Raw genomic sequence first — 19457 nt, forward strand, 5'->3', positions numbered from 1 at the left:
ACGCGATGAAGCTTACGTCCAGTATGAACCGCGATCCCGCCTTCGCTGCCAATGTCGAGTTTATGTCGGATCTGGTGGCTGACCTGCGCCGACAGGTCGAAAAAATCTCCAGAGGCGGCGGCGACAAGGCCCGCGAACGGCATCTTTCCCGTGGCAAATTGCTGGTACGTGACCGCATCGAGACACTTCTCGATCCCGGCAGTCCATTCCTCGAATTCTCGCAATTTGCAGCTTACGAGGTTTATGACGAACCCGTTCCGGCCGCCGGCATTGTCACCGGCATCGGCAGGGTCTCGGGCCGAGAATGTGTAATCGTCGCCAATGATGCGACGGTGAAGGGCGGCACCTATTATCCGCTGACGGTGAAGAAACATCTGCGCGCGCAGGAGATTGCCGCCGAGAACCGCCTGCCCTGTATTTACCTCGTGGATTCCGGCGGCGCGAACCTGCCCAATCAGGACGAAGTGTTTCCCGACCGCGATCATTTCGGCCGCATCTTCTACAATCAGGCCAATATGTCGGCGAAAGGCATCGCCCAGATCGCCGTGGTGATGGGCAGCTGCACGGCGGGCGGGGCCTATGTGCCTGCGATGAGCGACCAATCCGTGATCGTCAAAAACCAGGGCACGATCTTCCTTGGCGGCCCGCCGCTGGTGAAGGCGGCAACAGGTGAGGTGGTGAGTGCGGAAGAGCTAGGCGGTGCGGATGTGCACTCCCGGCAATCCGGCGTCACCGATCATTTTGCCCATGACGACCGCCACGCGCTCGCGCTGACCCGGCGGATTGTCTCAACCCTCAACCGCCGCAAGCAGGTGGAGCTGGATATCCGTGAACCGGCAGAACCGCTTTACCCGCCCGAAGAGCTTTACGGCATCGTTCCCGCCGATACGCGCAAACCCTTCGAGGTACGTGAGATCATCGCCCGTCTGGTGGATGGTTCTGAATTTGATGAGTTCAAGGCGCTTTATGGCACGACGCTGGTCTGTGGTTTCGCCCATATCCATGGCTATCCCGTTGGCATCATCGCCAATAACGGCATCCTGTTTTCGGAATCGGCGCTCAAGGGCGCGCATTTCATCGAGCTCTGCTGCCAGCGCGGCATTCCCCTGGTTTTCCTGCAGAACATCACCGGCTTCATGGTCGGCAAGGCCTATGAGGCTGGCGGCATTGCCAAGGATGGCGCCAAGCTCGTCACCGCCGTCGCCTCCGCCAAGGTGCCGAAATTCACCGTCATCATCGGCGGATCCTTTGGGGCCGGTAATTATGGCATGTGCGGCCGGGCCTATTCGCCCCGCTTCCTCTGGATGTGGCCGAATGCCCGCATTTCGGTGATGGGCGGCGAGCAGGCGGCCTCCGTTCTGGCACAGATTCGCCGCGACGGTATCGAAGCTGATGGCCGGCACTGGTCGAAGGAAGGCGAAGAAGCGTTCAAGCAGCCGATCCGCGAAAAATACGAGCGGGAGGGCCATCCCTATTATGCCAGCGCGCGGCTTTGGGACGACGGTATCATCGACCCAAAGGATACCCGCCTCGTCCTCGGCCTCGGTCTGTCCGCCGCGCTCAACGCACCCATTGAACCCACCCGTTTCGGCATATTCAGGATGTGAGGCGACGATGTTTTCGAAAATACTCATCGCCAACAGGGGCGAGATCGCCTGCCGCATCATTCATACCGCCCGCAAAATGGGCATTCGTACCGTCGCCGTTTATTCCGATGCCGATCGTGACGCCATGCATGTGGCGCTTGCCGACGAAGCGATCGCCATCGGCGCTGCACCCGCGCGTGCCTCCTATCTCGATGGCGAAAAGATCATCGCCGCAGCGAAGACAAGCGGCGCAGAAGCCATTCATCCGGGTTACGGTTTCCTTTCGGAAAATGCCGGTTTCGCCGAAGCCTGTGCCGCCGCCGGGCTGGTGTTCATCGGCCCACCGGCCGCGGCGATCCGCGCCATGGGCGGCAAAAGCGAAGCAAAGGCACTGATGGCCAAGGCTGGCGTGCCCGTGGTTCCCGGTTATCACGGTAAGGACCAGGCGGAGGAACGGCTGGGGAATGAGGCGGAAGCCATAGGCTATCCCGTCCTGCTCAAGGCTTCGGCCGGCGGCGGCGGCAAGGGCATGCGCATCGTCAGGCAAAAACGTGAATTTGCAGCGGAACTTACCGGGGCAAAACGCGAGGCGTCGGCCGCCTTCGGTGATGACCGCATTCTGATCGAAAAATATCTCGAACGGCCGCGCCATGTGGAGGTGCAGATCTTTGCCGATAGCCACGGCAATTGTTTTTCCCTTTTCGAACGTGACTGCTCCATCCAGCGCAGGCATCAGAAGGTTTTGGAAGAAGCCCCTGCCCCCGGCCTGCCGGATGCGCTCAGGCAACGTATGTATGAAGCGGCAACAGCCGCCGCCCGCGCGATCGACTATCGCGGTGCGGGAACCGTGGAATTCCTGCTCGATCCTTCCGGCGCATTCTATTTCATGGAAATGAATACGAGGCTTCAGGTCGAACATCCCGTGACCGAGTATATTACCGGTCTCGATCTGGTCGAATGGCAGATCCGTGTTGCGGATGGTGAAACCTTACCGCAGGACTGGGCCGATCTCAGCATAAATGGTCATGCCATCGAGGCCCGTATCTATGCCGAAGACCCGGCGCATGATTTCCTGCCGTCGGTCGGCACCATCAGCCATCTCGTTTTCCCCGATCAAGGCTCTTACGTCAGGATCGACAGCGGCATCCGCGCCGGCGACGCCATCACCGTGCATTACGATCCGATGATCGCCAAGCTTATCGTCTGGGATCGGGACCGAGCCTCAGCCGTGCGGCGTCTGACGCTGGCGCTGGAAAATCTGGCGATCTGCGGCGTCACCAGCAACGCCGCCTTTCTGACACGGCTTGCCCGATTGGAAGCTTTCGCCTCAGCCGACCTCGATACGGGTTTCATCACCCGCAACGAAGCTTCGCTCTTTGGTCCAGCCTCGAATGATGGAGGTGTCATCGCCCTCGCCGCGCTTGGCCTGCTGCTCTCCCGCCGGACAAATGGAATGTCGCAATCAGAGGCGGATCCCCATAGCCCGTGGAACACGAAGGCCGCATTCCGTCTCAACGCACCGGCGCGGGAAACGCTGAATTTCATGTTTGAGAACCAGCCGTTAAGCGTCGGCGTCACGTATGAGGGTGATGAATTCACGCTCGCAATCGAGGGGCGGACGATCCGGGCCTACGGCAGCCTTTCCGGTGACGGCCAGCTCCTTGCAACCTTGGACGGCCGGAAAAGTCAGGGCTATTTCTTCGCCGAGACCGGCACCTATGCGCTTCTCCTGCATGGCGAGCCTTACCGCATCAGCCAGCCAGATCCCGTCGAAATCGCGGATTCTTCTGTTCACGCCGCTGGCCTGGAAGCTCCCATGCCGGGCGTGATCCGCGCGGTGCTCAGCCGAAACGGTGCTGTCGTGGAGGCCGGCGACGCGCTTGTGGTGATGGAAGCGATGAAGATGGAGCATACGATCCGTGCGCCGGCGAAGGGCATCGTCACGGCCATCAATTGCAATGAGGGCGACATGGTCGCGGCCGGCGCGGTGCTGGTGAATTTCGAGCCGGAAGGAGCATGAGATGAGCTTGCCCCGAACCGTCAGGATCGTTGAGGTCGGCGCACGTGACGGCTTGCAGAATGAGACCACCGAGGTTCCGACCGCGACAAAAATCGAGCTGATCGAGCGGCTGGCTGCAGCAGGACTGAGAACGGTGGAAGCGGGCGCTTTCGTTTCACCCAAAAAAGTGCCGCAGATGGCGGGGTCGAAAGAGGTGTTTAGAGGCCTCGAAAGACGAGCGGGAACGGCCTATCCGGCGCTTGTTCCCAACATGAGAGGTTTCGAAGCTGCCATTGAAGCCGGCGTCACGGAAATCGCGGTTTTCGTGTCCGCCTCCGAAGGTTTCAGCCGGCACAACATCGGCTGTTCGCGCGCCGAAAGCCTAGACCGTCTGCGCGATGTCGCGGATGCCGCTGCCGTGCGAAATATCCGCATGCGCGGTTACCTTTCCTGCATTGCCGGCTGCCCCTATGACGGAGCAGTTGCGCCCGATGAAGTGACGGCGATGGCCGATGCCCTTATTGCACTCGGCTGCCATGAAATCTCGCTGGGTGATACGATCGGCATCGGCACGGCGGGCCAGATCCGCAACATCATCGAGCGGGTCTCGGCACATGTCGCGCTTGAAAAACTTGCCATGCATTTCCACGATACCTACGGACAGGGCGTCGCCAACGTGCTGGCTTCGCTTCAACAGGGCATAACGACGTTCGACAGTTCCGTCGCCGGGCTGGGCGGTTGCCCCTTCGCGCCGGGCGCGAGCGGCAACGTCGCCACCGAAGACGTCATTTATCTGCTGGCGGGACTTGGCATAGAAACCGGCGTCGACCTGATGGCCGTGGCGATAACCGGTGACTGGATAAGCAGGCATCTGGGCAGGTCCAATGCAGCGCGTGCCGGCAAGGCGCTTCTCGCCGCGAAACAGAAGGGTGACGCCCATGGCAAATGAGGTGTTGAGCGAGAAACGCAAGGATGTTCTGTGGCTGACTCTCAACCGACCGGAGGTGCATAATGCCCTGAATGCCGCCATGACCGATGCGCTCACCCATGCGATCCGCGCAGCCTCCGGCGACCATGGCCTGCGCGCCGTTGTGATAACGGCAGCGGGAGAACGCAGTTTCTGTTCGGGTGCAGATCTGAAGGAAAGTGCGGGCGGCATGTTCCTGTCCCGGGACGGCACGAACCCTATAGCCGACGTCATGCGCGCCATAGAAGGCTGCGACAGGCCCGTCATCGCCCGCATCAATGGCCGGGTTCTGGCGGGCGGGCTTGGCCTCGTTGCCGCCTGCGATCTCGTCTATGCAGCCGATCATGCCGAATTCGGCCTGCCGGAGGTGAAGGTCGGTGTTTTCCCCGCCATGGTCGCAGCGAAACTTCTGGCAAAAATCCCATTGGGCGGGCTTCAGGAAATGGCTTATCTCGGCCACACGGTCAGCGCCAGTGAGGCGACACGTCTCGGGCTCATAAACCGCGCCGTTCCCCTCGCCAGCCTCGACGGCCTGATCGAAGAGGTTCTTGCAACGCTGCGGCACAATGCACCGGGTGCCATCGCGGCCGGAAAGGCGGCGCTGCTCGCCATGCGCGATATGCCGTCGGCGGAACGGCTCGTCTTCGCCGAACGCATCATCACCGTCGTCAGCGGCAGTGATGAGGCGCGGGAGGGACGTCTGGCCTTTGCGGAAAAACGTCCCCCGCGCTGGACCGGCAAGCCCTGAGGCCAGACAGGCAGGGTGTGTCGATCGCCAACTCCGTTAATCGATATAATGGGTTTGACCGCGTTGACCCCGTTTCACAAATCGCGTTCTATCCAGCACCTTTCGCCGGAGGGTGATCGGGAAGCCGGAGGAGACCTTATGCGCCTTGTAAAAACTGTCGCCGAATTGCGCGATGCGATCGCCGTCTTTCTCCGCGCCGGCAAAACCGTCGGCTTCGTACCGACGATGGGTTTCCTCCATATCGGTCATCTCACGCTGGTTTCCAGGGCGAAGGCGGAAAACGACGTGACGGTGGTTTCCATCTTTGTCAATCCGCTGCAATTCGGCGCCAATGAGGATCTGGCCCGCTATCCGCGCGACCTCGCCCGCGACAGCGCGCTTCTGGAGGAAGCTGGCGTCGACATTCTTTTCGCGCCCGAAGTCTCGGAGATGTATCCGCGTCCAATGGCAACCGTCGTTGACGTGCCGGAACTCGGCAGCCAGCTGGAAGGCGCGGTTCGGCCGGGGCATTTCGCCGGTGTCGCAACCGTGGTGACGAAGCTTTTTAATCTTGTTCAGCCAGATTCGGCCTATTTCGGTGAGAAGGACTATCAGCAGGTAACGTTGATCCGCCGCATGGTCGAGGACCTCGCCCAGCCGGTCAGGGTCGTTCCCGTCACAACCGTGCGAGAGCCGGATGGGCTCGCCTGCTCCTCACGCAACGTCTATCTGAGCGCCCAGGAACGTGCCGCCGCCGTGATCGTTCCGCGGGCGCTGAACGAGGCGGAACGGCTTTATGACCTGGGATTGGATGACCCCGCCGCGTTCGAAGCGGCTCTCGAAACATTTATCGCCGCCGAGCCTTTGGCATGTCCCGACGTCGTTGCGGTACGCGATCCCGATACGCTGGCACCCGTTGCTTCCGTGCAGGCAGGGCCAATATTGGTGGCGCTGTTCGTGCGCCTCGGCAGCACAAGGCTTCTCGACAACCGCGTCATCGGCCGCGAGAGAACAGAGAAAAGGGAGGCTGCCCAATGAGCGCCCATGGAAAACAAAAACGGCTGACGACGGCCTCCATCCGGCAGATGAAGGGCGAGGCGCGCATCGTTTGCCTGACCGCCTACACCACACCGATCGCCCGCCTGCTTGACCCGCATTGCGACCTGCTGCTGGTCGGCGATTCCCTCGGCATGGTGCTCTACGGCATGGATACCACAGTCGGCGTGACGCTGGACATGATGATCGCCCATGGCCGGGCCGTCATGCGCGGCGTCGAACATGCCTGCGTCATTGTTGATCTGCCCTTCGGAACCTATCAGGAATCCAAGGAACAGGCCTTCCGCAACGCGGCGCGGCTGATGCAGGAAACCGGCTGCGACGGCGTGAAGCTGGAGGGAGGCGAGGAAATGGCCGAAACCATCGCCTTCCTGGTAGCCCGCGGCATTCCCGTCTTCGGCCATGTCGGTCTGATGCCGCAGCTTGTTCACACGGCCGGCGGCTTCCGCTCGCTGGGGCATTCTGATGCGGAAACGCAAAAGATCTGGCGTGACGCGATTGCGGTGGATCAGGCGGGCGCCTTCGCCATCGTCGTAGAAGGCACAGTCGAGCCGCTGGCCCGCGAGCTGACGGAAAAACTTGCCGCGCCCACCGTTGGCATCGGCGCATCGCCAGCCTGTGACGGGCAGGTGCTGGTTTCCGACGACATGCTCGGCCTCTTCACCGACTTCAAACCGAAATTCGTCAAGCGTTTCGCCGATCTGGGCCCGACGATCTCCGACGCGGCGGCGGCCTATGCCGATGAGGTTCGCGCAGGGGCGTTTCCGGGGCCCGAACATACGTTTCAGGTGCGCCGACAATCGCCTTCTGGGACGTCGTGAAGGCGCAGCGGGCGGGCGCGCTTCGTGACCAACACCTTCACCTTCGTCATGCTCGGGCCTCTCCCGAGCATCTATTACCGATCGATTTCATGCAAAGCAGGCAGATCCTCGGCACAATGCCGGGGATGACGTCGAGATAGAGGCAAGGTGTGTAGTCAGCCTCGGCTCCCCCCTGTTCCAACGACACCGAATTTACACAATCCCGCCGCTGCCGCCAACCGAAACCGGGCGCTTCGCCGCAACCTGCTCGCGATAGCCGCTTGCCCGATAGGCCGCAATCGGATCAATCGCGCCGCCTGCCAGTTGCCGCGCCTGAGCGAGAATTGGTTCGACATCGGTGCGGTAGGCCCGCTTCAGCACATCTGAAGCCATCAATGCATCATTGTCCTGCTGGTAGCCGTCAAGAGCCACACGATCCACCAGCAGCGCCTGCGCATAGGCGCGACGGATTTCGTTGGCGCTGGAGATCAGGCTTTCGATCGGGTCCGTCACATTATGCGACTGATCTATCATGTGGGCGGGATGGAAACCCTTTACCCCGCGATGTTCGGCGTCGACAAGTTCGTTGAAAACCAGGAACAGGCGGTAAGGGTCGATTGAGCCGGCATCCAGATCGTCATCGCCATATTTGCTGTCGTTGAAGTGGAAACCACCGAGCTTGCCGAACTGTATCAGCCGGGCGACGATCATTTCGATATTGGTGTTGGGCGCATGGTGACCAAGATCAACGAGGCAGAAGGCCTTGTCGCCGAGCGCATTGGCGATAAGATAATTGGTGCCCCAATCCTGGACGACGGTGGAATAAAAGGCCGGCTCATACATCTTGTGTTCGGAAAAGATGCGCCAGTCATCGGGCAGCGCCTTGTAGATGTCGGCCATTGCGGCGAGATAACGCTCGAAACTTCTGGTAAAATTGCTCTGTCCGGGGAAGTTGGAGCCATCACCCACCCAGACCGTCAGGGCCTTGGAGCCGATGGCCCTACCGATTTCGATACATTCGAGATTGTGTTCCACCGCCTGCCGGCGTGTGGCGGCGTCGGTGTGGCTGAGCGAGCCATATTTGTAGGAATGGCTCTGGCCCGGAGCATCCGAAAACGTGTTGGAGTTCATGGCGTCGAAGCCGAGACCCAGCGCATCCGCATGGGCTTTCAGGCGTTTCGGGTCTTCCTTGTCCCACGGAATATGCAGTGAAACATTGGGCGTCGCCCGCGTCAGCTGGTTGATGACGGCGCAGTCATCGAGCTTGTCGAAAATGCCGCGCGGTTCGCCCGCGCCGGGAAAACGGGCAAAACGGGTTCCGCCGGTGCCGACGCCCCAGGAGGGCACGGCAACGAAAAATTCGGAGACACTGGTTGTGACGGCCTCGATATCGATATTGCGGCGCGCGAGCTGGTTGCCAAGCGCCTGATAATCGTCCTTCAAAGCAGCAGCGCGCTTTTCGTTTTCAGCCGCGATCACATCGGCGGCGATTGTCGTCTCGGTCATTTTTTCCTCCCGAACGATGAACACAACAGGTGCTTCGACCCGCGACACCACCACTCCGTCATTCCGGCCTTGAGCCGGAATCCAGCCAGCCCAAGTCTTTGGGCTGAGAAGACTCTCCCGCCGCGCAGATACGCGACTGCTGGATTCCGGTTCAAGGCCGGAATGACGGAGTGGGACCTGCCGGACGTCTACCGCGTAAAACTCTGCGCATTACCCGCATCGACATTGATGATGTTGCCGGTGGACTTTGCGGAGGCGTCGGACGCCAGGAAGTAGATCGCCTCGGCGATATCTTCCGGAAAGACGTTGAGTTTTAGCATGGAGCGCTTGCGGTAATGTTCCTCCAGATCGGTCACTTCGATCTTGGAAGAGGCCGCGCGCTGCTCGCGCCATTCGCCGCTCCAGATCTTCGAACCGCGCAGCACGGCATCGGGATTGACGGTGTTGACGCGAATGCCGGCCTCCGCCCCCTCAAGCGCAAGGCAACGGGCGAGATGAATTTCTGCCGCCTTCGCGGTGCAATAGGCCGAGGCATTGGGCGAAGAGGCGAGGCCGTTCTTGGAAGCGACAAAAACGACGTTGCCGCCGAGATTCTGGCGCCGCAGCAGCCGGAATGCTTCTCGCGAAACGAGGAAATAGCCTGTCGCGAGAATGTCGATATTCTTGTTCCACATGGCAAGCGTCGTATCTTCCACGGGAGCGGAAGAAGCGATGCCGGCATTGGAAACGAGGATATCCACGCCTCCGAATTCCACACTCGCTTCCGCGAAGGCGGAAATCACTGCATTCTCCTGCGTCACGTCAAGCTTGACGGTACGCACCGCATCCGCGCTGTACCGCTTGACGAAATCGCCCTTCGCAGCCTCCAGTGCCGCTTCGTCGATATCGGCCAGCACCACACAGGCACCCTCGCCCGCCAGCCGCTCCGCCGTCGCCCGGCCGATGCCGCCGGCGCCGCCCGTAACGAAGGCCACGCGGCCCGCAAGGCTCTTCGGCTTCGGCATGCGCTGCAGCTTCGCTTCTTCCAGCAGCCAATATTCGATATCGAAGGCTTCCTGCTCGGGAAGACCCTGATATTCCGACACGGTGGACGCGCCACGCATGACATTAATGGCGTTGACATAAAATTCGCCAGCGATGCGGGCCGTGGCCTTGTCTTTAGCGAAAGACAACATGCCGACGCCGGGGATGAGGAATATCACCGGGTTCGGATCACGCATTTTTGGCGAATTGTCATGGCGGCAAGCTTCATAATAGCGCGTGTAATCCGCGCGATAGTCCTCCAGCGCCTTGTCTAGGCTGGCCGTCAGCGCATCCACATCTGGATTTGCGGTATCGAGATCAAGGATCAGCGGACGAATTTTCGTGCGCAGGAAATGGTCAGGGCAGGATGTGCCCAGCGCACCGAGCGGTTTCAAGTCCTTCGAATTGACGAATTCCAGAACGGCATCCTGATCATCAAAATGGCCGAGCTTGCGTTCTTCACGGCCGATGCGGCCACGGATTTCCGGCATCAACCGGGCGGCGATGGCCCGACGTTCGGCAACCGGCAGGCTTTTGGCCACCGCCCCGCCGAAGATCACCTTGCCTTCGGTCTTTCCCGCAAACCATTCGATCGCCTTGTTGATGATGGCGAGCGTCAGTTCGTAACATGCCTTGGCGTCGTTATCCCAGGTGAAGAGGCCGTGGCTTTCCAGCACGACGCCCTTGGCTTTCGGATTGGCCTTGACGAAAGCTTCCAGATCGAGGCCCAGCTGGAAACCGGGGCGACGCCAGGGCAGCCAACCGATGTCGTCGCCGAAAATCTGCTGCGTCAATTCCTTCGAGTTTTTCGAGGCGGCGATAGCGATAATCGCATCGGGATGCATATGGTCGACATGATCATAAGGCACGAAACCGTGCAGCGGCGTATCTATGGAGGCCGCGCGCGGATTGAGGTTGAAGGTGCAATGCGGCAGGAAGCCGACCATGCGGTCCTCGTCTTCAACGCCCTTATAAATGCCCTTCAGCGCTTCCAGCTTGTCGAGATAAAGCGTTGCAAAACCATCGAGCTTGATGGTGCCGACATCTCCGCCGGAGCCCTTCACCCACATGACGCGGACCTTCTCGCCCGTCAGGGGATCGGTTTCAAGCACCTTTGCTGATGTGTTCCCGCCGCCGTAATTGGTGATGCGCTTGTCGGCACCGAGCAGGTTGGAGCGGTAAAGAAGCTTTCCCGGCTCATCAAGCGTCCTGGCATAAGCGTCGTCCCAACGGCTTTCGAGAAGGCGGGATGTTCCCGTCATGTCTTCCTCCCACATGGTCTTCATTCGCGAACCGACACCGGTCCGCCTCCTTTGACGGCAGGTATCGCGCATCCAAAAGCCCAATGTCAATCAAAAACGATCATAAATTTTCATGTTGCAGCGCGATATTGATTAATTTGATCGTTGTTGATTGACAACGTAAAGAGATTGCGAATAATCACGATCAGGAGGACCAAATGCACGAACGCGAACGCCATCGCATCATCTTGAGCGCCATACAGGAAAAACCTGTGGTGACGGTGCAGGATATTGCGGAATTGACGGATGCGTCGGAAGCGACCATTCGGCGGGATATTGCGTCCCTGCACGTGCAGGGCAAGTTGCGGCGCGTGCGCGGCGGTGCGGAAGCGGTGCATCCGCCGCAGCTCGGCAATCTGGCCGCGCGGCCTTTCCGCGTGTCCGAATCAGTCAATATCGATAAGAAACGCGCAATTGCGCGCAAGGCGGTCGATCTCTGCAATGATGGCGATGCGATCATCCTGAATGGCGGCACCACGACATTCCAGATGGTGCATTACATGGCGGCGCGCCGCCTGCAGGTGATGACCAATTCTTTCGCCATCGCCGAGCATCTGGTGAAGCATTCCAAATGCAATGTCAGCGTGCCGGGTGGCGCGATCTATCGTGACCAGAGCCTGATCCTGTCACCCTTCGAGAATGACGCAATCCGCAACTTCTATGCACGGCGGATTTTTCTCGGGGCGCAGGGCGTGGGTGCGCTCGGCATCATGGAATCCGACGCGCTGGTCATCCAGAGCGAACAGAAGCTGATGCGGCAGGCGGAAGAGCTGATCGTGATGGTCGATTCCTCGAAATTCAGGAAACGGTCCAGCCTCATTCTCTGCCCGCTCGAGAACGTCTCGACCATCATCACCGATGACGGGATTTCTGACGAGGCGGCAAGGATGGTGGAAGATGCCGGGGTAGAGCTGCTGATCGCCGGCGCCGTGGCGGACGCGAAAACGGCCGGTCCGCCGGATGAGGAGAATTCTTCGTCGGTCGCTTGAGGAGCGCCGGCAGGGAAGTTGCAAGGTTCAAAAACGGGAGGAAAAGGGACATGAAACTTACACGCAGAACATTGACGAGCGTACTCGCGCTCGGCGCGGCACTCTCCGTCGCCGGCCTCGGCGGCGTTGCACAGGCCGCCGACGTGAAGATCGCGCTGGTGGTGAAATCGCTTGGCAACGGCTTTTTCGAAGCCGCCAACAAGGGCGCACAGGAGGCCGCAAAGGACCTCGGCGGAGTCGAGATCATCTATACCGGCCCGACCAGCACAACGGCGGAAGGCCAGATCGAAGTCATCAATTCGCTGATCGCGCAGGGCGTCGACGCCATTGCCATTTCCGCCAACGATCCCGACGCCGTGGTTCCAGCGCTGAAGAAGGCGGCGCAGCGCGGCATCAAGGTGATTTCCTGGGATTCCGGCGTTGCGCCCGAAGGACGCATTCTTCAGCTCAACCCCTCGTCCAACGCGCTGATCGGCAAAATGTGCCTGCAGCTCGCAGCATCGCATCTGGAAGGCGGCAAGGGCGATTTCGCCATTCTTTCGGCTACCACCACCTCAACGAACCAGAACATCTGGATCGATGAGATGAAGAAGCAGCTGAAGGACTTCCCTGGCCTCAACCTCGTCACGACGGTCTATGGCGACGACCTCGCCGACAAGAGCTACCGCGAAGCTCAGGGCCTTCTCTCCTCGCAGCCGAATGTGAAGGTCATCGTCGCGCCAACCACGGTTGGCGTTCTCGCCGCTTCGCAGGCTGTGAAGGATTCCGGCAAGATAGGTCAGGTCTATGTCACCGGTCTTGGCCTGCCTTCCGAAATGGCCGGCGCCATCAAGTCGGGCGCGACCAAGGAATTCGCCATCTGGAACCCCATAGACCTCGGCTATTCCGCCACCCAGATCGCCTATCGCCTCGTGAAGGGCGAAACCGACGGCAAGCCGGGTTCGGAAATTGAAGCCGGCCGTATGGGCAAGATCAAGGTTGGCGAAAACAGCGAAGCGGCGATGGCTGATCCGTTCGTTTATGACGCGAAGAATATCGATCAGTTTTCGAAGATTTTTTGATCTGAGAAGTTGCTGACCGCGGGCGGAGGGTCCCTCTGCCCTGCCGGGCATCTCCCCCTCGAGGGGGGAGATCGATATGCCGCACCCGCTCGATTCATAACGCGGGGTGCTATCCGCTTGCCGATCTCCCCCCTTGAGGGGGAGATGCCCGGCAGGGCAGAGGGGGGTGGCCCCAATCACTTCACTCAAAACCGACCGGTAAGACCTGACGATGCGCGCTGAAACCCAAATCCTAAACGCTGCAGAAGCCCCCAGCCCCACGCCCATTCTGGAAATGCGCGGCATCAGCCAGATATTCCCTGGCGTGAAAGCGCTTGATAGCGTCGATATCGCGCTATACCCCGGCAAGGTTACCGCGCTGATCGGCGAGAACGGCGCGGGCAAATCCACGCTCGTCAAGATCCTCACCGGCATCTATCGCCCGAACGAAGGCGAAATCCTGCTGGATGGCAAGACTGTCCACTTCCACAGCGCACAGGATGCCATCGATGCAGGCGTCACTGCCATTCATCAGGAAACCGTGCTGTTCGATGAGCTTTCGGTCGGCGAAAACATCTTCCTCGGCCATGCGCCAAAAGGCCGTTTTGGCCTGATCGACTGGAAGACCATCAATGCGCGTGCCAGAATTCTGCTGGAACAGCTGGAAAGCACCATCGATCCGACGATCCGGCTGAAAGACCTGTCGATCGCACAGCGCCACCTCGTCGCCATTGCCCGCGCCCTGTCGGTCGAGGCGCGCATCGTCATCATGGACGAACCGACCGCCGCCCTTTCGCGCAAGGAAATCGATGATCTCTTCCGAATCGTCGAAAACCTGAAGCGGCAGGGCAAGGCTATTCTCTTCATCAGCCACAAATTCGACGAGGTCTATGAGATTGCAGAAAACTATGCCGTCTTCCGGGACGGCAGGATGGTGGGCGCCGGCACGCTCACCACCACCCCGCAGGATGAAATCGTTCGGCTGATGGTTGGCCGTGATGTAACGAACGCCTTTCCAAAGCAGGCTGTTACGCTGGGCCCCACGGTTCTTTCAGTCCGCGATTACTCTCATCAGACCGAGTTTCGCGATATCTCTCTCGAGCTACGCAAGGGCGAAATTCTTGGCCTTTACGGGCTGATCGGCGCCGGGCGTTCGGAGCTTTGCCAGTCGCTGTTCGGCATCACCCGCCCGGCATCGGGTGAAGTGATGTTGAACGGCCAACCCATCACAATCCGCTCGCCGGAAGATGCCATCCGCGCCGGTATCGTCTACGTGCCGGAGGAACGCGGCCGCCACGGTCTGGCGCTCGACATGCCGATCTACCAGAACATGTCGCTGCCTTCACTCACACGCACCTCGCGCAAGGGCTTCCTGGCCGCCGCCAACGAATTCGCGCTTGCGCGCAAATATGCCTCGCGGCTCGATCTGCGCGCCGCCGCCCTTTCGGTGCCGGTCGGTACACTTTCAGGCGGCAACCAGCAGAAGGTGGTGATCGGCAAATGGCTCGCCACCCAGCCAAAGGTCATCATTCTCGATGAGCCAACAAAGGGCATCGATATCGGCTCCAAGGCAGCGGTGCACGGCTTCATCAGCGAGCTCGCGGCCGAAGGCTTGTCGATCATCATGATCTCGTCCGAACTTCCCGAAATCCTCGGCATGTCCGACCGCGCCATCGTCATGCGCGAAGGCCTGATGGCGGGCCAGTTCGAACGCGCCGATTTTTCCCCGGAAAAGCTGGTGCGCTCCGCCACCGGCAATGCCTGAGAGGGGCTAACATGCAACGTCTACTCAAAAACCGCGAATGGCTGCTGGCGGGTATCATCATCGTCATGATCGCCGGTTTTGCGATGCGCGCCACCGGCTTCGGCCGGCCCGGCAATCTCGTCAACATCTTCAACGATACCTCCATTCTCATCATTCTGGCGCTGGGCCAGATGGCGGTCATCCTTACAAAATCCATCGACCTCTCGGTCGCAGCCAATCTTGCCTTTACCGGCATGGCGGTGGCGATGACCAACGCTGCCTTTCCGGGCATTCCGCTGCCGCTTCTTATCGTCATGGCTGTCGGCATCGGCGCGTTTCTCGGCTCGCTCAACGGCGTTCTGGTCTGGTGGCTCGGCATTCCGCCCATCGTCGTCACGCTTGGTACACTCACCATCTATCGCGGCATGGCCTTCGTGCTTTCGGGCGGCGGCTGGGTGAATGCGCACCAGCTATCCCCCACTTTCCTCAACGTGCCGCGCACCATGATTCTCGGCATGCCGGTCCTTTCCTGGGTGGCGATCCTCATCATCGCCGGCGCCTGGCTGGTGCTCGGCCGGACTTCCTTCGGCCGCTCCGCTTATGCCTCGGGCGGTAATCCGAGTGCAGCCGTTTATGCGGGCATCGATGTCGGCCGCACGCGCTTCTTCGCCTTCGTGCTCTCGGGCGCGCTCGCCGGTCTCGCCAGCTATCTCTGGGTGTCGCGTTACGCGGTTGCCTATGTCGACATCGCCGCCGGCTTCGAACTGGACAGCGTGGCGGCAAATGTGATCGGCGGCATCTCGATTGCGGGCGGCATCGGTTCGGTGGCGGGTGCCGTGCTCGGCGCGCTGTTCCTCGGCGTCATCAAGAACGCGCTCCCCGTCATTGGCATCTCGCCCTTCGCGCAGATGGCGATATCAGGCGTCGTCATCGTGCTCGCCGTCGTCTTCAACGCCCGCGCCGAAGCCAGGAAAGGCCGCATCATCCTGCGGGACCGCGCCGCAGGTGATCAGCCCAAGGAGGCCGCAGCATGAGCACGCCGTCCCATTCAACACAAAGCCCGCGCATCATTCCAGACAAGCTGGGAACACCTCTACGGCGCATCATGGGCAGCTGGGAAGTGCTGCTGCTCGGCGTCGCGATCCTGATCTTCATCGCCAATTCGCTGGCCTCGCCCTATTTCCTCAATGCCTGGAACCTGTCTGATGCGACCTTCAATTTCACGGAAAAGGCCATCATCGCCTTTGCCATGGCGCTGCTGATCATCGCCGGTGAGATCGATCTCTCGGTCGCCGCCATCATCGCGCTCGCGTCCACCGCCATGGGCGCTGCGGCGCAGATGGGCGTCGGCACACCGGGCCTTGTTGCGATCGGCATCGGCACCGGACTTTTGTGCGGCGCCTTCAACGGGTTCCTGATCGCCGGGCTGAAACTGCCGTCCATCGTCGTTACCATCGGCACCATGAGCCTGTTTCGCGGCATTTCCTATATGGTGCTGGGTGATCAGGCCTATGGCAAATACCCCGCCGATTTCGCCTATTTCGGTCAGGGTTACGTCTTCTGGGTGATTTCGTTCGAATTCGTCCTGTTTATCGCCATGGCCATTCTCTTCGCCATTCTGCTGCATGCCACCAATTTTGGCCGGCAGGTCTATGTGATCGGCAACAACCCGTTCGCCGCCCGTTTCTCCGGCATCCCCGTCGAGCGGGTGAAGTTCATCCTCTTCCTGCTCACGGGCATGATGAGCGGCATTGCCGCCGTCTGCCTCACCTCGCGGCTCGGTTCGACGCGGCCGTCGATTGCTCAGGGCTGGGAGCTGGAGGTCGTGACGATGGTTGTGCTGGGCGGCGTGTCGATCCTCGGCGGCTCCGGCACCATCGCAGGCGTCGTCATCGCAGCCTTCGTCATGGGCCTCGTTACCTTCGGGCTTGGTCTTTTGAATGTGCCCGGCATCGTCATGTCGATCTTCGTCGGCCTGCTGCTGATCATCACCATCGCCATCCCCATCGTTGTCCGCCGCCTTCGGTCCATGAGAAGCTGAGCCATGACGGAACTCGAAAAATACGCCTTCAAGATGAAACTCTTTCCGGGAAAAGAGGCCGAATATAAAAAGCGCCATGACGAGATATGGCCGGAACTGGTGACACTGCTGCACGAGGCAGGGGTGAGTGACTATTCCATTCATCTCGACCCGGAAACCAACATCCTTTTCGGCGTGCTGACGCGCCCGAAGACCCATCGCATGGCGGCTCTGCCAGAGCATCCCGTGATGAAAAAGTGGTGGGCCCACATGGCCGATATCATGGAGAGCAATCCCGATAATTCGCCGGTCGCAAAAGACCTGGTGACGGTGTTCCATCTGCCATGAGCAAGAGCACCAGACCGGACCGCGTCGCGGTCATCGATATCGGCAAGACCAACGCCAAGGTCGTCGTCATCGACACCGGCAGCGGCGAGGAGATTGCCAGCAAAAAACAGGCGAACCCTGTCCTCCGCGATGGAATTTATCCGCATTACGATGTGGAGATGCTCTGGCGCTTCATTCTCTCCACGCTTCAGCGTTTCGGCCAGAAGCCCGGCTTCGATGCGATTTCCATCACGACCCATGGCGCTTCGGCAGCACTTCTCGATGGGAACGGCGACCTCGCCATGCCTGTGCTCGATTATGAACACAGCTATCCCGCAGCCATTGAGGAAGCCTATCACAACATCCGGCCCGATTTTGCCGAGAGCGGTTCACCACAGCTTCCCGCCGGGCTGAACCTTGGCGCGCAAATCCATTTCCAGAAGACGGCCTTTCCGAACGATTTCGCCAGGGTGCGCAGCATCGTTACCTATCCACAATATTGGGCGGGACGTCTGACCGGCATTCGGGCCACGGAAACGACCTCGCTCGGCTGTCATACCGATCTCTGGAACCCGCCCCGGAAGAGCTTCTCCTCGCTCGTCGAGCGTCTCGGTATCGAGACGTTAATGGCGCCGGTCCGCTCCGCTTTCGATGTCCTGGGTACAATCCACCAATCACTGGCAATCGAAACCGGCCTTTCGCCGCATATGCCGGTCTATTGTGGAATCCACGATTCCAACGCCTCGCTCCTGCCGCATCTTCTGCGCCGCGACGGTGATTTTTCGGTCGTCTCCACCGGCACCTGGGTGGTGAATTTCGCCATTGGCGGTGCGGCGGGTGCGCTCGATCCCATCCGCGACACACTCCTGAATGTCGATGCTTTCGGCCGTCCCGTTCCCTCCTCCCGTTTCATGGGCGGCAGGGAATATGAAATGCTGGCACAGCAATTCGGAGAAGCAAAAGACGAAGCAATAGACGCAGCTCTCGGCGGCGTCGTTGCCAGGGGCATGATGCTGCTGCCGAGTGTTGTCAGCGGCTCCGGCCCGTTTCCGGACAAGACGGCGCAGTGGCTCGGCGATAAAAACGCCACCGCTGCAGAGCGACACGCGGCGACATCGCTTTACCTGGCGTTGATGACGGAATTCAGCCTTTCGCTCATCGGGCGGAAAGGTCCCATCCTTGTCGAAGGCCCTTTCGCCAGCAACGCCCTCTATCTGAAGGCCCTGGCCGGCTTTGCGGAGACGGACGTAACGGCGGTCGAAGGATCAACCGGCACCAGCGCGGGCGCGGCCCTGCTCACCGGTATCAAACCGCTTGCCGGTCGAGAGCGCCATTTCACGCCGCACGACATTCCCGGTCTTACCTCTTACCGCAATGTCTGGCGTAACCACCTCGCCTGATGCGAAACGCAAAATGCGGCCGAATGATCGGCCGCATTCTGATGTCGCAAAAGTATCAGCCCTTGATGAAGGCCAGGAGATCGGCGTTCAGCACATCGGCATTGACGGTGAGCATGCCATGCGAGAAACCGGGATAGGTCTTCAGCGTGCCGTTTTTCAGCAGCTTCACCGACTTGTGAGCGGAGTCGGCGATCGGAACGATCTGGTCGTCTTCACCGTGCAGAACAAGCGTCGGAACGCTGATATTCTTCAGGTCATCGGTCTGGTCGGTTTCCGAGAAGGCCTTGATGCCGTCGTAATGGGCCTTTGCACCACCCATCATGCCCTGACGCCACCAGTTCTGGATCACGCCTTCATGCACGGTCGCGCCATCGCGGTTGAAGCCATAGAACGGGCCGGCCGGCACGTCGCGGAAGAACTGCGCACGGTTTGCGGCAAGCGCTGAGCGGAAGCCGTCAAAAACCTCCATCGGGAGACCTTCCGGATTGGCTTCGGTCTTCAGCATCAGCGGCGGTACGGCGGAAACGAGAACCGCCTTGGCGACACGGCCGGCGGGTTCGCCATGCTTGGCGACATAACGCGCAACTTCGCCGCCACCGGTGGAATGGCCGATATGCACGGCATTCTTCAGATCGAGCGCTTCGACGACCGCAAAGGCGTCGGCGGCGTAGTGGTCCATGTCATGACCATCGGCAACCTGGGCGGAACGGCCATGACCACGGCGGTCATGGGCGACAACACGAAAACCCTTGGAGACGAAGAACAGCATCTGCGCATCCCAGTCATCGGACGAGAGCGGCCAGCCATGGTGGAAAACGATCGGCTGGGCATCCTTCGGGCCCCAGTCCTTATAGAAGATTTCGGTTCCGTCTGTCGTCTTAACAAAGCCCATGATCGTTTCTCCTTCGGTTGCGTTGGAATGGTGCATCCTGTTGTGCGCCGGTTTGATGGAGGGATAATGACGCAGGAAAA

General features: G+C 60.2%; 16 protein-coding genes. 13 read left to right on the forward strand and 3 right to left on the reverse strand.

Annotated features, from left to right (window positions below):
* The first annotated feature begins 5 nt into the window (after positions 1-5).
* From EYD00_RS16180 to panB, 6 genes are all read left to right on the forward strand, one after another.
* Entirely contained in the window at positions 6-1607 is a 1602-nt protein-coding gene (locus EYD00_RS16180; RefSeq protein ID WP_034497061.1) for a carboxyl transferase domain-containing protein, read from the forward strand.
* A 7-nt stretch (positions 1608-1614) separates the two neighbouring features.
* Positions 1615-3606, forward strand: a complete 1992-nt coding sequence (locus EYD00_RS16185; protein WP_034497063.1) for an acetyl-CoA carboxylase biotin carboxylase subunit — start codon at positions 1615-1617, stop codon at positions 3604-3606.
* A 1-nt stretch (position 3607) separates the two neighbouring features.
* Positions 3608-4534: a hydroxymethylglutaryl-CoA lyase gene (locus EYD00_RS16190; RefSeq protein ID WP_034497066.1), complete on the forward strand. Its 927-nt coding sequence runs from the start codon at positions 3608-3610 to the stop codon at positions 4532-4534.
* The gene (locus EYD00_RS16195) at positions 4524-5300 is read left to right on the forward strand and encodes an enoyl-CoA hydratase-related protein (protein ID WP_034497068.1); all 777 of its coding nucleotides are present in this window, start codon (positions 4524-4526) and stop codon (positions 5298-5300) included. Before EYD00_RS16190 ends, EYD00_RS16195 begins: the two co-directional genes overlap by 11 nt.
* 138 nt (positions 5301-5438) lie before the next feature.
* Positions 5439-6317, forward strand: a complete 879-nt coding sequence (panC, locus tag EYD00_RS16200) for a pantoate--beta-alanine ligase (RefSeq protein ID WP_034497070.1) — start codon at positions 5439-5441, stop codon at positions 6315-6317.
* Positions 6314-7156 carry a 3-methyl-2-oxobutanoate hydroxymethyltransferase gene (gene panB, locus EYD00_RS16205; RefSeq protein WP_034497072.1) on the forward strand — a complete coding sequence of 281 codons (843 nt, stop codon included), beginning with the start codon at positions 6314-6316 and terminating at the stop codon, positions 7154-7156. The genes panC and panB overlap by 4 nt, the downstream gene beginning before the upstream one ends.
* 192 nt (positions 7157-7348) lie before the next feature.
* Here panB and rhaI read toward each other — a convergent pair whose 3' ends face one another.
* Positions 7349-8641 carry an L-rhamnose catabolism isomerase gene (gene rhaI, locus EYD00_RS16210; RefSeq protein WP_034497075.1) on the reverse strand — a complete coding sequence of 431 codons (1293 nt, stop codon included), beginning with the start codon at positions 8639-8641 and terminating at the stop codon, positions 7349-7351.
* Positions 8642-8829: 188 nt separating this feature from the next.
* Entirely contained in the window at positions 8830-10926 is a 2097-nt protein-coding gene (locus tag EYD00_RS16215) for a bifunctional rhamnulose-1-phosphate aldolase/short-chain dehydrogenase (protein ID WP_034497598.1), read from the reverse strand.
* Positions 10927-11123: 197 nt separating this feature from the next.
* Between EYD00_RS16215 and EYD00_RS16220 the strand changes: the two genes are divergently transcribed.
* The 7 genes from EYD00_RS16220 (at position 11124) to EYD00_RS16255 (ending at position 18485) form a co-directional block, all read left to right on the forward strand.
* The gene (locus EYD00_RS16220; protein WP_004445548.1) at positions 11124-11954 is read left to right on the forward strand and encodes a DeoR/GlpR family DNA-binding transcription regulator; all 831 of its coding nucleotides are present in this window, start codon (positions 11124-11126) and stop codon (positions 11952-11954) included.
* 50 nt (positions 11955-12004) lie between these two features.
* Entirely contained in the window at positions 12005-13015 is a 1011-nt protein-coding gene (rhaS, locus tag EYD00_RS16225; RefSeq protein ID WP_034497077.1) for a rhamnose ABC transporter substrate-binding protein, read from the forward strand.
* Positions 13016-13226: 211 nt separating this feature from the next.
* A complete protein-coding gene (locus EYD00_RS16235) occupies positions 13227-14759 on the forward strand; it encodes a sugar ABC transporter ATP-binding protein (protein WP_045531460.1) in 1533 nt (510 codons plus the stop codon).
* An 11-nt stretch (positions 14760-14770) separates the two neighbouring features.
* Positions 14771-15772 carry an ABC transporter permease gene (locus tag EYD00_RS16240; RefSeq protein ID WP_034497079.1) on the forward strand — a complete coding sequence of 334 codons (1002 nt, stop codon included), beginning with the start codon at positions 14771-14773 and terminating at the stop codon, positions 15770-15772.
* On the forward strand, positions 15769-16779 hold the full coding sequence (locus tag EYD00_RS16245; RefSeq protein WP_034497081.1) for an ABC transporter permease: 1011 nt from the start codon (positions 15769-15771) through the stop codon (positions 16777-16779). Before EYD00_RS16240 ends, EYD00_RS16245 begins: the two co-directional genes overlap by 4 nt.
* A gap of 3 nt (positions 16780-16782) precedes the next feature.
* Positions 16783-17106: an L-rhamnose mutarotase gene (rhaM, locus tag EYD00_RS16250; protein WP_004445557.1), complete on the forward strand. Its 324-nt coding sequence runs from the start codon at positions 16783-16785 to the stop codon at positions 17104-17106.
* On the forward strand, positions 17103-18485 hold the full coding sequence (locus EYD00_RS16255; RefSeq protein WP_034497084.1) for an FGGY-family carbohydrate kinase: 1383 nt from the start codon (positions 17103-17105) through the stop codon (positions 18483-18485). The genes rhaM and EYD00_RS16255 overlap by 4 nt, the downstream gene beginning before the upstream one ends.
* A gap of 55 nt (positions 18486-18540) precedes the next feature.
* Here the strand turns inward: EYD00_RS16255 and EYD00_RS16260 are convergent, their stop codons facing one another.
* Positions 18541-19377: an alpha/beta fold hydrolase gene (locus EYD00_RS16260; RefSeq protein ID WP_034497086.1), complete on the reverse strand. Its 837-nt coding sequence runs from the start codon at positions 19375-19377 to the stop codon at positions 18541-18543.
* Between the last annotated feature and the right edge of the window lie 80 nt (positions 19378-19457).

Origin of the sequence: Agrobacterium sp. 33MFTa1.1 (assembly GCF_004328495.1) — a bacterium.
Classification (GTDB): Bacteria; Pseudomonadota; Alphaproteobacteria; order Rhizobiales; family Rhizobiaceae; genus Agrobacterium; species Agrobacterium pusense.

Coding starts and splice junctions, on each gene's coding strand:
- EYD00_RS16260 (WP_034497086.1), bottom strand. CDS start 19,377: ATGGGCTTTGTTAAGACGACAGACGGAACCGAAATCTTCTATAAGGAC.
- EYD00_RS16185 (WP_034497063.1), top strand. CDS start 1,615: ATGTTTTCGAAAATACTCATCGCCAACAGGGGCGAGATCGCCTGCCGC.
- rhaS (WP_034497077.1), top strand. CDS start 12,005: ATGAAACTTACACGCAGAACATTGACGAGCGTACTCGCGCTCGGCGCG.
- EYD00_RS16190 (WP_034497066.1), top strand. CDS start 3,608: ATGAGCTTGCCCCGAACCGTCAGGATCGTTGAGGTCGGCGCACGTGAC.
- EYD00_RS16235 (WP_045531460.1), top strand. CDS start 13,227: ATGCGCGCTGAAACCCAAATCCTAAACGCTGCAGAAGCCCCCAGCCCC.
- EYD00_RS16245 (WP_034497081.1), top strand. CDS start 15,769: ATGAGCACGCCGTCCCATTCAACACAAAGCCCGCGCATCATTCCAGAC.
- EYD00_RS16220 (WP_004445548.1), top strand. CDS start 11,124: ATGCACGAACGCGAACGCCATCGCATCATCTTGAGCGCCATACAGGAA.
- EYD00_RS16215 (WP_034497598.1), bottom strand. CDS start 10,926: ATGACGGGAACATCCCGCCTTCTCGAAAGCCGTTGGGACGACGCTTAT.
- rhaM (WP_004445557.1), top strand. CDS start 16,783: ATGACGGAACTCGAAAAATACGCCTTCAAGATGAAACTCTTTCCGGGA.
- panB (WP_034497072.1), top strand. CDS start 6,314: ATGAGCGCCCATGGAAAACAAAAACGGCTGACGACGGCCTCCATCCGG.
- panC (WP_034497070.1), top strand. CDS start 5,439: ATGCGCCTTGTAAAAACTGTCGCCGAATTGCGCGATGCGATCGCCGTC.
- EYD00_RS16195 (WP_034497068.1), top strand. CDS start 4,524: ATGGCAAATGAGGTGTTGAGCGAGAAACGCAAGGATGTTCTGTGGCTG.
- EYD00_RS16240 (WP_034497079.1), top strand. CDS start 14,771: ATGCAACGTCTACTCAAAAACCGCGAATGGCTGCTGGCGGGTATCATC.
- EYD00_RS16180 (WP_034497061.1), top strand. CDS start 6: ATGAAGCTTACGTCCAGTATGAACCGCGATCCCGCCTTCGCTGCCAAT.
- rhaI (WP_034497075.1), bottom strand. CDS start 8,641: ATGACCGAGACGACAATCGCCGCCGATGTGATCGCGGCTGAAAACGAA.
- EYD00_RS16255 (WP_034497084.1), top strand. CDS start 17,103: ATGAGCAAGAGCACCAGACCGGACCGCGTCGCGGTCATCGATATCGGC.